We start from the raw sequence: 13,677 nt of genomic DNA, 5'->3' as shown, positions 1-13,677 counted from the left end.
TTAACGATTTCCGATTTTAGATTTATTCGAAAGAAAATAGTAATCGTTAATATTTTTTGTAAAATGTAAATTGAATTTTAAAAGAATTTTTTAATTGGATTAACGAAATCTGAAATCAAAAATCGTTACTCTGCATTCATAAATCTTTTAAAAAAGCTCTCTCGGATCTGTTAGTTTTCCGGTAACAGCAGCAGCAGCAGCCATAATCGGGCTTGCTAATAATGTTCTTGAACCAGGACCCTGACGGCCTTCAAAGTTTCTGTTTGATGTACTAACAGCATATTTTCCGGCTGGAACTTTATCATCATTCATCGCTAAACATGCTGAGCAACCAGGCTGACGTAATACAAAACCAGCTTCAGTTAGGATATCTAATAAGCCTTCTTCTTTAATCTGAGCTTCAACAACGTGAGAACCCGGAACTAACCAAGCGGTAACATTATCTGCTTTTTTTCTTCCTTTTACGATTTCTGTAAAAGCTCTGAAATCTTCAATACGTCCGTTTGTACAACTTCCTAAGAAAACATAATCAATAGGTTTTCCAATCATGACATCGTCTTCCTCAAATCCCATATAGGCAAGAGATTTTTTATACGTTTCCTCGCCGCCTTCAACCTGATTGGCACTCGGAATATGTTTTGAGATACCAATTCCCATTCCAGGGTTAGTACCATAAGTAATCATTGGTTCGATATCTGACGCTTTGATGTTTAATTCTGCATCAAAAACGGCATCAGCATCAGTTTTTAAAGTTTTCCAGTATTCAACTGCTTTTTCCCAGGCTTCGCCTTTTGGAGCAAATAATCTGCCTTCAAGGAAATCAAACGTTTTTTGGTCGGGAGCAATCATTCCGCCACGGGCGCCCATTTCGATACTTAGGTTACAAACGGTCATACGACCTTCCATAGTCATATTTTCGAAAACATCTCCGGCGTATTCAACAAAATAACCCGTTCCTCCCGAAGTAGTCAATTGAGCAATAATATAAAGCGCAACGTCTTTTGGTCCAACACCTTTGCTTAGTTCACCATTGACGTTAATACGCATTTTCTTTGGCTTTGGTTGCATAATACATTGCGTAGAAAGCACCATTTCAACCTCAGAAGTTCCAATGCCAAAAGCAATAGCTCCAAATGCACCGTGAGTAGACGTGTGAGAATCTCCACAAACAATAGTAGCACCTGGCAAAGTAATTCCGTTTTCAGGACCCACTACGTGTACAATTCCATTTTTAATGTGACCTAATCCCCAGTGCGAAATTCCGTATTCGGCAGCATTATCTTCAAGCGCTTTAAGCTGATTGGCAGATAAGGCATCTTCAACTAGTAAATGTTGGTTTATGGTTGGTGTATTGTGATCTGCAGTTGCAAAAGTACGTTCCGGGTATAAAACCTTTACGCCTCTGGCTTTTAATCCTAAAAAAGCAACAGGACTTGTAACCTCATGAATGAAATGACGGTCAATAAAAAACACATCTGGTCCATCTTCAATTTTACGCACTACATGTGAATCCCATACTTTGTCAAATAATGTCTTACTCATTTTTTATTTTTTTTAATTGTAATTTCTAACCACAGCAATTTCCTGCTCATTATAATAGAAAAACAAAATTAGAAAAAGATATAAGGTCGTCAATTTCAATATTTCATTATATACGATACCCAAACCAAAATACAAATTGCGATTGGCTTTTTTGTAATCAGATTTGGTTGTAGAATGGATATAAATTGATTTTACTTTTCTTTTTTAGCTCAATTTTGATTGGATTGCTTTAATTTTGATAGTTGGCAAATTTATTTCAAAATAACTGCTAAATATAGGTTTTTATTAAAAAAAATGTAACAAAATTAGTAAAAATAGTAATAATTGTTGATTTGGGTTTGTTTTTGAATTGATGTTTTTTCGGGTTTTAATCAGCTGTTAAATACCAATTTTTGAAGATGTTGAATGTTTTAAAATTTACTAAAATACTACGACATCCAAGAAGTGTAATTTTATAATATTTTATACTTTTTAAAATAAAACTGATTTGTTGCTAACGATAATTTGAAGAACTAATTCAGAGAATTCTTAAATTCTAGTGGAGTCAGGCTGGTTTTCTTTTTGAATAATTTACTAAACGACTGAGGATATTCAAAACCTAATTGATACGCTATTTCTGCTACCGAAAGATTGGTGCTGATCAGGAAGTCTTTTGATTTTTCAATTAACTTGGAGTGAATGTGCTGTTGCGCATTTTGTCCGGTTAAATTTCTAAGCATATCACTCAGGTAATGGGTAGAAACGTTAATTTGAGAGGCAAGAAAATCTACTGTAGGTAATCCTCTTTTTAGGGTTTCGGCGTTATTCAGATAATCATCCAGCGTTTCTTCTACTTTTAGTAACAGATCGTGGCTGATTGTTTTTCGGGTAATAAATTGACGTTTATAAAAACGATTGCTGTAATTAAGCAAAACGTCAATATAAGAAACGATTACATCCTGACTCATTTCGTCTATTGCAGTATGAAGTTCCTTATCAATGCTTGTTAATAATCCTGTAATCGTTGTTTTTTCGCTATCAGAAAGGTGCAGCGCTTCATTAGTATCATAGGAGAAGAAACCGTATTTTTTGATGTTTTTCCCTAAAGGATAATTTCTGATAAAGTCCGGATGAAAAAGCAGCGTATAACCAAAATATTCAATTCCTTCCTGATTATCGGTAAAAATTAGTTGATTAGGGGAAGCAAACATCAGTCCGCCTTCATTAAAATCATAATACCCCTGGCCATAGCCCATTTTTCCGTTGGTAGAAAATTTATAAGATATTTTATAGAAATCGAGCAAAAAAGAAGTATTTGTTAAATCAGCATTTATAACAAGCTGCGTGTTATCAACTAAACTGATCATAGGATGAAGAGGTTTTGGTAACTTTAATAAACTATGAAATTGTGATATAGAGGAAATTTTTGCAGGATTGTTGTTTTTCTTTTCCATGATATAAATGTATAAAAAAATTAAAACCCATACCGCACAGATTATCAAAACCTGATCGGTATGAGTTTGAAATAAATTATTCTCCAAAAAATTGTTTTCCAAATGAAGCACGAAAAACTTCGTCTCCTTGTTCCAGTCTTTGTTTGTAAAGTGCTTTTGCATCTTCTCCTGCAACATATCTCAGTTGGGTTTTTCCGTCTGTAGCGGCTTCATGAACTACATTGGCAATTTGTTCCGGAGTTGAAGCCATTTCAAACATGGTGTCAACACTTGCAAACAAGCTCTTTGTCATGTCTTCATATTCAGGTTTAGTTCCTGAATCAAGAGAGCCGTGCAGGAATTCTGTTTTGATACCGCCCGGAGAAACGGTTTTAATGTGTACTCCAAACGGATTTAACTCATAAGCCATGCTTTCGCTCCAGCCTTCCAGTCCCCATTTCGTAGCGTGATATACAGATCCTAAAGGAAAAGCGATCAATCCCCCAATAGAAGTAGTAGAGATGAACAATCCGCTCTTTCTTTCTCTGAAATACGGAATAAAAGCATTAGTAACACGAATTACACCCAACAAATTAGTATTAAGCTGTTTGGTAATCTGGTCATCATTAAAACTTTCCAAAGGACCTATCAAACCATAACCGGCATTGTTAAAAACAATATCAATATCGGTTAATTCCAGCGCTTTTTGAACTGTGCTTTGTATTTGGTCATAATTGGTGACGTCTAATGGTAAAAGGGTTACATTATTTAAGTTAGAAAGTTCTGTTTCCTTTTCAGGATTCCTCATGGTTGCGATTACATTCCATCCTTTTTCCTGAAATAATTTTGCTGTAGCTTTTCCTAGTCCAGAAGAAGCACCTGTAATAAAAATAGTTTTCATAGTAATTGTTTTAAATTGATACCGCAAAGTTCAGGATAGCGTACAGTTTAAAAGTGCCCATTTCGGTGCAATGAGTATCCAAAATGAATAATCAAAGTTTTCAGGATCAAATAATCGAAATTTTATCATTTTTATTGCTTTTTAACAGTTTTTAATAATGATTTTGATTAATGCTTTTTGTTGATAATTCGCCTTTCATTAGCTTAAAAAAAAGCGTAAATTTGAACTTCTTCCATTTTATATTTTAAGTTTTTTTACAGCTCATTAAATCAGGTATTTATGAGGCGTAAGGCTTTGGAATTTGGAATTTTTTAATTTGTCTTTTTACAAAACTTATGTATTTAATATTCGATACCGAAACAACCGGATTACCAAAACGTTGGGATGCTCCGATAACCGATTCTGATAACTGGCCTCGCTGTATTCAGATTGCATGGCAGCTGCATGACGAAATGGGAACGCTGATCGAGCATCAGGATTACTTGGTTAAACCTGATGGATTCAACATTCCGTATGATGCCGAACGTATTCACGGAATTTCGACTGAGTTGGCTGAAGCCGATGGAATTACTTTGGCCGAAGTTTTAGAGAAATTCAATATTGCTTTAAGCAAAACCAAGTTTATTGTTGGTCAGAATTTAGGTTTCGACGTTAATATTATGGGAGCAGAATTCCATAGAATGGGCGTAGATTCTCCAATGAGCACGATGCCGGTTTTGGATACTTGTACCGAGGTTACCGCTTCATTATTAAAACTTCCGGGAGGTCGTGGAGGAAAGTTTAAACTTCCAACCTTAACAGAATTACACGAATATCTTTTTAATAAACCTTTCGCGGAAGCGCACAACGCAACTGCCGACGTTGAGGCAACTACGCGTTGTTTCCTTGAGTTAATCAGAAGAGAAGTTTTTACCAAAGAAGAACTGGATGTCCCAAAGGATTATTTTAAGGAATTTCAGGATAGAAATCCACAGGAGTTTCCGTTAATTGGTCTAAAACACATCAATTTAAAAGCGGCTTCTGATAAAATCAGAGAGCAGCTAAAAGCTTTAGAATCGGTTGGTAAAGAACCTGCAGTTTCACATTCAGACAGAGAAGATTTTAAATCCGCAAAATACGCGCATTTACACAATCATACACAGTTCTCGGTTTTACAATCGACTATAGGAATTGGTAATATTGTTGCGGCCACAGCCAAAAATGGTATGCCGGCTGTTGCGATGACAGATACCGGAAACATGATGGGGGCTTTTCACTTTGTGAGCGCTGTCATGAATCACAACAAAGCGGCATCTGCAAAAAATAAAGCTTTGGTTGAAGCTGGTGAGGAACCAACAGAAACCGAAATGAAACCCATTGTGGGTTGCGAATTTAATGTTTGCGACAACCATTTGGATAAAAGCAAAAAAGACAACGGAAATCAGATTGTATTATTAGCCAAAAACAAAAATGGGTATCACAATCTGGCAAAGATGTCTTCAATCGCTTTTACGAACGGATTTTATTATGTTCCCAGAATTGACCGTGCTATTGTTGAAAAGTACAAGGAAGATATCATGGTTTTGTCCGGGAATCTATACGGAGAGATCCAGAGTAAAATTCTGAATGTTGGTGAAAATCAGGCCGAAGAAGCTTTGATTTGGTGGAAAGAACAATTTGGAGATGACTTTTATCTTGAAGTCATGCGCCACAATCAGGAAGATGAAAATCGTGTCAACAAAACCCTGATTGAATTTGCTCAAAAACACAGCATTAAATTAATTGCAACAAACAATACCTATTATTTAAATAAAGAAGATGCCAATGCACACGATATTTTGTTGTGTGTAAAAGATGGTGAAAAACAAGCGACGCCAATTGGTCGTGGTCGCGGTTATCGTTACGGATTACCCAATCAGGAGTACTATTATAAGTCACAAGAAGAGATGAAAAAACTCTTTGCTGATTTACCGGAAGCGATTATCAACATTCAGGAAATTGTCGATAAGGTGGAGATCTATTCGCTTTATCGTGATGTATTGCTTCCTAAGTTTGATATTCCTGCAGAATTTGTAGTTGTCGAAGACGAAGCTGATGGCGGAGTTCGTGGTGAGAATAAATATTTGCGACACCTTACGATGGTAGGGGCGAAAAAGAGGTATGGAGAAATTACAGAATCGATTCAGGAACGTTTAGACTTTGAATTATTAACGATTTCGAATTCCGGATATCCGGGATATTTCCTGATTGTTCAGGATTTCATCGCCGAAGCCCGAAAAATGGATGTATCTGTAGGGCCCGGTCGTGGATCTGCAGCGGGATCTGCAGTTGCTTATTGTCTGGGGATTACCAATATTGACCCTATTAAGTACGATTTGCTTTTTGAGCGTTTCCTGAATCCGGATCGTGTATCTATGCCCGATATTGATATCGATTTTGATGATGAGGGGCGTGGTCGTGTTATGGATTATGTAATCAATAAATACGGTCAGAATCAGGTGGCACAAATTATTACCTATGGTAAAATGGCGACCAAATCTGCGATTCGTGATACAGCGCGTGTATTGGATTTACCATTATTTGAAGCGGATAGAATCGCAAAACTGATTCCGGCAATGATGCCGTCTAAATGGAATTTGGCGCGTTTTATTTCTGAAAGTGAAGATGAGGTTAAAAAAGCCCTTCGTTCTGACGAATTCGATAATGTAAAAGAATTGATCGCCATTGCCAATGAAGATGATTTGGCCGGAGAAACCATTCAACAGGCAAAAATTCTTGAAGGATCGATGCGAAATACCGGAATTCATGCCTGTGGGGTAATTATTACGCCATCTGATATTACGAATTTCGTTCCGGTTACCACAGCAAAAGATTCTGATTTATATGTAACACAGTTTGATAACTCGGTTGCAGAAAGTGCCGGATTGCTGAAAATGGACTTCCTGGGTCTGAAGACCCTTACATTGATAAAAGATACCGTTAAACTGGTGAAATATAGAAACGGAATTGATCTGGATCCGGATACATTCCCAATTGATGATGTTGAGACTTATGCACTTTTCCAAAGAGGAGAAACAGTTGGAATCTTCCAATATGAGTCACCCGGAATGCAGAAATACATGAAGGATCTGAAGCCAACGGTTTTTGGAGATTTAATTGCGATGAATGCTTTGTATCGTCCGGGACCTTTAGAGTATATTCCGTCTTTCGTTCGAAGAAAAAATGGAGAAGAGGAAATCAAATACGATTTAGATGCTTGTGAAGAATATTTAGGAGAAACCTACGGAATTACCGTTTATCAGGAGCAGGTAATGCTTTTGTCGCAATCGCTGGCTGACTTTACAAAAGGTGAGGCCGACGTTTTGCGTAAAGCGATGGGTAAGAAACAAAAGGACGTACTGGATAAAATGAAGCCTAAATTTGTGGAGCAAGCTGCAAAAAAAGGACATGATGCAAAAGTTTTAGAGAAGATCTGGAAAGACTGGGAGGCTTTTGCGAGTTATGCCTTCAACAAATCTCACTCGACTTGTTATGCCTGGATTGCGTATCAAACGGCATATTTAAAGGCCCACTATCCGGCAGAATATATGGCGGCGGTTCTTTCGAATAACATGAATGATATCAAGCAGGTTTCGTTTTTTATGGAAGAATGCAAACGAATGGGATTACAGGTTCTAGGACCGGATGTAAATGAATCGTTTTATAAGTTCACTGTAAATGATGAATATGCAGTACGTTTTGGGATGGGAGCGATTAAAGGAGTCGGTTCCGGAGCTGTGGCAACCATTGTAGAAAGTAGAAAAGATGGCAGGTACAAATCGATTTTTGATTTGGCAAAACGTATTGATTTACGTGCAGCTAATAAAAAAGCAATCGAAAACCTGGCATTGGCCGGTGGTTTTGATTCGTTTGAAGGAACTACAAGAGCACAATATTTTCATGATGATGGAGATGGAATTACTTTTTATGAAAAAGCGATTCGTTACGGATCTAAGTTTCAGGAAAATGAAAATTCATCTCAGGTAAGTTTATTTGGAGAAACAAGTGAAGTGCAAATTGACGAACCGGTTGTGCCTCCTTGTGAAGACTGGAGCACAATGGAAAAATTAGCAAAAGAAAAAGAAGTTGTCGGAATTTATATTTCCGGACATCCTCTTGATGATTTTAGATTTGAGATGAAATACTTCTGTAATTCCCGATTAGAATCCCTGAAAAGTATGAATGAATATGTGGGTAAAAATCTAAACTTTGCCGGAATCATTAATAATGTGCAGCACCGTGTGGCTAAAAACGGAAAAGGCTGGGCGGTATTTAATTTAGAAGGATATGATGAAAGTTATGAATTCAAGATTTTTGGTGAAGAGTACCTGAAATTCCGCCATTTCCTGATTCAGAATAATTTTGCTTTTCTGAAAATTCTAATAAAAGATGGCTGGGTAAATCATGATACGGGTAAAAAATCAGATCCGAGAATGCAGTTTGTGGAGATAAGGCAATTGCAGGATATTCTGGAAGCTTTTGCTAAAAAATTGATTTTGTTATTGAATATAAAAGATCTTCAAACAGAGTTTATACATCAATTGAGCCATTTATTCAATGAGAATAAAGGAGATAATGCTGTGACTTTTGAGATTATGGAGTTAGAAAAGATAAAGCGTTTGGTTGAGGTGGAAACAACTGCTGATTTTGAAGAAACAGATGATGCTGTTTTTGCAGATGAGAATGAAGATGCTACTATTGAAGAAACTAAGATTCAGGAAGTAAATGAGGTGGAGGAAATAAAAGTAGTAACCAAATTGACGATGCCAAGTCGCAGGTTAAAAGTGAAGATTTCAACAGAGTTATTGATAGAATTAGAGAAAATGCAGGTAAATTTTAAGTTAAACTAAATTTTAACAGTTAAAATTTGATGTTATGCATTTTTTTTTAGTTAAAAATATGCATGCATAGTAGTTTTTTAGTAATTTAGATTAAAATTACAACGTTTTCGTTACATGTCTAATTATGCAAACTGTAAGAATATGTTAAAATAATCTAAGTTTGTATTAAAACAATTAAAAAACAGAATTATGAAAAAGAACCTATTTTTACTCGGATTATTAGTTTGCTCTATGGCGACAATGGCGCAAACAGAAAAAGCAGATAAGCCAGAAACATGGTATTTTAAATTGGGTGGATCTTATTTTATTCAAACTGCAGCTACTGAATTTCCAACTGTAGGAGGAAATCTTCCTTTGGACAGAACTTATGTAGGAGGAAAATTAGTTTCTGAAGAAAGTGTTACAGGTTCTTTTGGTGAAGGTTTCAGAACTGGATTAACAGCTGGATATAGATTTAATGCTCGTTTAGGGTTTGAGTTGGGAGTTAATTATTATACTAGTAAAGATAAGACAATGGCACAAACCAGATCAGATGTGCCTATTACGCCAGCTGGTGTATATGCTTTTAAATCAGTAGGTGAAATTACTGCTTTTGATCTTGCTCCGGCATTGGTTTTATTTTTAGGAGAGCACAAAGGTTTTGAGCCGTATACTAAAGTTGGTATTTTAGTCCCTGTTCATGGAGATCTAGAAATCACTTCTGATGCCTATGCTCCAATTGCTTTTAACCCAACAACAGGAGCTCCGGTTGCTTTTGGAAATGTTCATAGTGTTGATAAAGTAAAACCAAATCCAACTGTTGGATTTGTTGCTGCTTTAGGAACATCATATAAGTTAGGGAAAAACATTTCAGTTTTTGGTGAATTGGAATATCGTAACTTTACTGTACACGGAAAAACTAAAGAAACTACAGAATTCACGGTTAATGGAAATGATGCTTTAGCGACAAGAACTACAGCACAAATTCATACAAATTATAGAGATAGATTAGACGTTAATTCTAATAATTCTTTAACAAATCCAAATGGAGTTAATAAGGACAGACCAACGGATGAGTTAAGTTCTTATGTTGGAATTTCTGGTCTGGGTTTGACATTAGGTCTTAAATACAGCTTATAATTCTTAGAAAATTATACTTACTAAAAAAGAGGATATTCATTTAGAATATCCTCTTTTTTTTGCGCAATCTTGTCATTTCGAGCAATGAGACATCACATCAGAAACTCAACAAAAAATAGCACCAATCTTTGTCGATCGACTAATGTGATTTACTACGTCTATTCGCTATCGCTCGAGTCTCATTCTTCGAAATGACAAATTATGTGATATTCTGTACATCGAAATGAAGAACATTATTTCGAATTCCTAAACTCCTTCAAAACTTCATCAATAACCCAGGTTGTTCTGGCTGCCGATGCCCCTCTTGATGGATTGATTCCTTCATTACCCAGAATTTCTGCAACGACAGTTTCAATAAGAGGTTGTTGGATATGAATTGGATTTTCGATTGTAATACTCTCTTTTTCGCCATTTGCATATTGAATGTGTATGGGGTCATTGCCAAAAGTAGAAAAAGATATTTTTCCTTTATCACCTACAATATCGGTATTGTCGTAACGTTCAAAGCTGGCGAAATTCCATAAGCCGGTGCCGTGAATTCCGTTTTCGAATAAAAAGGACATCGAAACAGAATCTTCAGCCGGATAGGCCTTAAGCTGCGAACTGGCATGTCCGCGAACAGATTTTATGGGGCCAAAAACAAAATCAAGAAAATCTAAAGTGTGACAAGCTAAATCAACAAATATTCCACCACCTGAAATGTGGGGTAAAACCGTCCATGGTAAATTAATTTCGTCGTCGTATCGGTCTTCAAACGGATGGTATAAAACGCAATTTACATGTCTTACAGTACCAATTTTATTTTGATCAATTAGTTCTTTTATTTTTAAAAATCTTGGTAAACTTCTTCTATAATATGCCACAAATAAGGGTACATTATGTTCTTTGCAAACGCTGATCATTTCGTTGCATTCTTCAAAAGTTAGTGCCATAGGTTTTTCAACATAAACCGGTTTTCCGGCTTTGGCGCACAAAATAGTATATTCTTTATGAGAGGATGGGGGTGTAGCAATGTAAACAGCGTCAACTTCCGGATCGTTGATTAAATCAACTGCGTTAGAATACCATTTAGGAACATTATGGCGTTTGGCATAGTCTTCAGCAAGTGCAGCATCTCTGCGCATTACAGCTACTAAAGCTGAGTTAGGTGCTTTCTGAAATGCCGGACCGCTTTTTACTTCGGTTACATTTCCACAGCCAATAATTCCCCATTTTACAATTTTCATTTTTTTGGTTTTTTAGTTCATTCAAATTTAAAAAAGGTTTGCCACGAATTGCATTAATTTTTGCGAATTATTTTTCACGGAGATTTTATTTTACCGCAAAGCACGCAAAGTTTTTGTATCAGTGTGGTTTTGTAAAAACACAAAGTTCGCAAAGCTGGTTCAATACAAAGCTTTGCGAACTTTGCATCTTCTAAAGATACTTTTGTATAAAAACTTTGCGGTAAAATCAAATTAGTCCTTGGCAAAATAAACGCACAGATTATAAAATCATTTTAATGATTTAAATCTGTGGCAAAAAAATGCTACAAAAAATTAGCCACGAACTCACAAAAATAATTCGTGAATGCGTGGCTAATAAAGATTAAAAGACTAAAGTTTATTTTTTAGGCAAAGCTTTAAATCCCATATTATAAAGGGTGAACGCCTGAATGTCTACGTTTTCCTGAATGCTGGCTGCAACAGATTTTCCTGCTCCGTGACCTGCTTTTACATCAATACGAATTAAAACCGGATTGTTGCCAGTTTGTTTTTCCTGCAATTCGGCAGCAAATTTAAAACTATGTGCGGGAACAACACGGTCATCGTGATCTCCTGTTGTTACCATAGTAGCTGGATACTGAACCCCTTTTTTTACGTTTTGTACAGGAGAATATCCTTTAAGGTATTCGAACATTTCTTTGTTATCCTGAGATGTACCGTAGTCGTAAGCCCAACCTGCACCTGCAGTAAAAGTATGATAACGTAGCATATCCATTACACCAACAGCCGGCAGCGCCACTTTCATTAAATCTGGACGTTGTGTCATAGTTGCCCCAACTAATAAACCTCCGTTAGAACCTCCGCGAATGGCTAAGAAATCCGATGAGGTATATTTTTGAGCGATTAAATACTCGCCTGCAGCAATAAAATCATCAAATACGTTTTGCTTTTGCAATTTAGTTCCGGCGTCATGCCATTTTTTACCGTATTCACCACCACCTCTTAAATTGGCAACAGCATAAACGCCTCCGTTTTCTAACCAAACTGCATTGGCAATACTGAAACTTGGTGTTAAACTAATGTTGAATCCGCCATAACCATAAAGAATTGTTGGATTTTTACCGTCTAATTTTGTTCCTTTTTTATAGGTGATAATCATTGGGATTTTTGTTCCGTCTTTTGAAGTATAGAATACTTGTTTTGATTCGTAATCTTCACTTTTAAAATCAACTTTAGGTTTTTGGTATACTTCAGACTTACCTGATTTTGGCTCCAATGAATAAATTGTTCCCGGAGTCGTGTAATTGGTAAAGCTATAATATAATATTTTTTCGTGTTTTTTTCCTCCAAATCCACCTGCAGTTCCTATAGCAGGAAGCTTGATTTCTCGCACTAATTTTCCGTTATAATCATATTGCTGTACAAAAGAAACGGCATCTTTAGTATAATTAGCAAAAAAGTATCCGCCTCCAGTTGAAGGAGATAAAATGTTTTGAGTTTCTTTGATAAAGTCTTTCCAGTTTTCCGGTTTCGGATTGCTCATATCAACGCTAACGACGCGTGTATTTGGTGCGTTTAAATCCGTTTCGATAAACAATTTAGTGCCTTCATTCTCAATAATCTGATTGTTGCTGTTAAAATTGTCTACAATCGTAACAATCGGACTATTCGCTTTCGTTAGATCTTTAATGTATAATTCATTTCCGTAAGTAGAATTGGCTGCTGAGATTACCAGATATTTGTCATCTTCAGTAACATAACCACCAATATACCTGCGTTTTTGATCTGCACCAAAAATAACTTTATCTTCTTTTTGAGAAGTTCCTAATTTATGGAAATACAACTTGTGCTGATCTGTTTTTGCGGATAATTCGCTTCCTTTTGGTTTTTCATAACTCGAGTAATAAAAGCCTTCGTTTCCATGCCATGCAATACCGCTAAATTTTACATCCACTAAAGTGTCTTCCAGTACTTTTTTAGACAAAGCATCAATAATAACCACTTTTCTCCAGTCACTTCCACCTTCAGAAATAGCGTAAGCTGCTTTGCTTCCGTCTTTAGAAAAATCTAAACCACCAAGCGAAGATGTTCCGTCTTTAGAGAAAGTATTAGGATCCAGGAAAACTTCCTCTTTACCATCTTGCCCTTTTCTATAATATACAGATTGATTCTGAAGTCCGTTGTTCTTGGAATAATAAGTAAATTTTCCTTCTGTAAACGGAGCACTGATTTTCTCGTAGTTCCATAATTTTTCCATGCGTTTTTTAAGTTCATCACGGAACGGGATTTTATCTAAATAAGCGTAAGTAACTTCGTTTTGAGCCTTTACCCAGGCACCAGTTTCGGCAGATTTGTCGTCTTCAAGCCAACGATAAGGATCACTTACTTTAGTATCAAAATAGACGTCAACTGTTTTGCCTTTTTTGGTTTGGGGATATTGAATTTTATTCTGCCCAAATGAAATTCCTGCAGTTGTAATGGCCATTATTAGAAATGTTTTTTTCATGATTTATGTTTAACAGTTGTAACAAAAATAGTTTTTTTTGTTGTGAAATAATAACGATAAAAAGTAAAACCATATAAGACATATAAGCTCATTTTAGTTTTAACTAATATTTTCTATATGTCGTATATGGTTT

At 36.1% G+C, this 13,677-nt stretch carries 7 protein-coding genes; 2 read left to right on the top strand and 5 right to left on the bottom strand.

What is annotated here, in order from left to right; all coding sequences use genetic code 11:
- Window positions 1-147: 147 nt before the first annotated feature.
- From leuC to ACQY44_RS11315, 3 genes are all read right to left on the bottom strand, one after another.
- Window positions 148-1,542 carry a 3-isopropylmalate dehydratase large subunit gene (gene leuC, locus ACQY44_RS11325; RefSeq protein ID WP_428230462.1) on the bottom strand — a complete coding sequence of 465 codons (1,395 nt, stop codon included), beginning with the start codon at window positions 1,540-1,542 and terminating at the stop codon, window positions 148-150.
- Window positions 1,543-2,054: 512 nt separating this feature from the next.
- Window positions 2,055-2,975 carry a helix-turn-helix domain-containing protein gene (locus ACQY44_RS11320; RefSeq protein ID WP_428230461.1) on the bottom strand — a complete coding sequence of 307 codons (921 nt, stop codon included), beginning with the start codon at window positions 2,973-2,975 and terminating at the stop codon, window positions 2,055-2,057.
- A gap of 76 nt (window positions 2,976-3,051) precedes the next feature.
- Complete coding sequence (locus ACQY44_RS11315; RefSeq protein WP_428230460.1) at window positions 3,052-3,855, bottom strand: SDR family oxidoreductase; 804 nt, start codon at window positions 3,853-3,855, stop codon at window positions 3,052-3,054.
- 335 nt (window positions 3,856-4,190) lie between these two features.
- On the opposite strand from ACQY44_RS11315, the gene dnaE reads away from it, so the two are divergent.
- A complete protein-coding gene (gene dnaE, locus ACQY44_RS11310; RefSeq protein ID WP_428230459.1) occupies window positions 4,191-8,723 on the top strand; it encodes a DNA polymerase III subunit alpha in 4,533 nt (1,510 codons plus the stop codon).
- A gap of 180 nt (window positions 8,724-8,903) precedes the next feature.
- On the top strand, window positions 8,904-9,833 hold the full coding sequence (locus tag ACQY44_RS11305; RefSeq protein ID WP_428230458.1) for an outer membrane beta-barrel protein: 930 nt from the start codon (window positions 8,904-8,906) through the stop codon (window positions 9,831-9,833).
- 233 nt (window positions 9,834-10,066) lie between these two features.
- On the opposite strand, the gene ACQY44_RS11300 is transcribed toward ACQY44_RS11305, so the two are convergent.
- A complete protein-coding gene (locus tag ACQY44_RS11300; protein WP_428230457.1) occupies window positions 10,067-11,059 on the bottom strand; it encodes a Gfo/Idh/MocA family protein in 993 nt (330 codons plus the stop codon).
- A 376-nt stretch (window positions 11,060-11,435) separates the two neighbouring features.
- Window positions 11,436-13,544 (bottom strand): prolyl oligopeptidase family serine peptidase, encoded by a 2,109-nt coding sequence (locus ACQY44_RS11295; protein ID WP_428230456.1) that lies wholly within the window; start codon window positions 13,542-13,544, stop codon window positions 11,436-11,438.
- Window positions 13,545-13,677 lie beyond the last annotated feature (133 nt).

It is taken from the genome of Flavobacterium sp., from assembly GCF_965277525.1.
Taxonomy (GTDB): domain Bacteria; phylum Bacteroidota; class Bacteroidia; order Flavobacteriales; family Flavobacteriaceae; genus Flavobacterium.
Note: the sequence above shows the minus strand (reverse complement) of the source record. Positions and strands in the feature narration are given on the sequence as shown.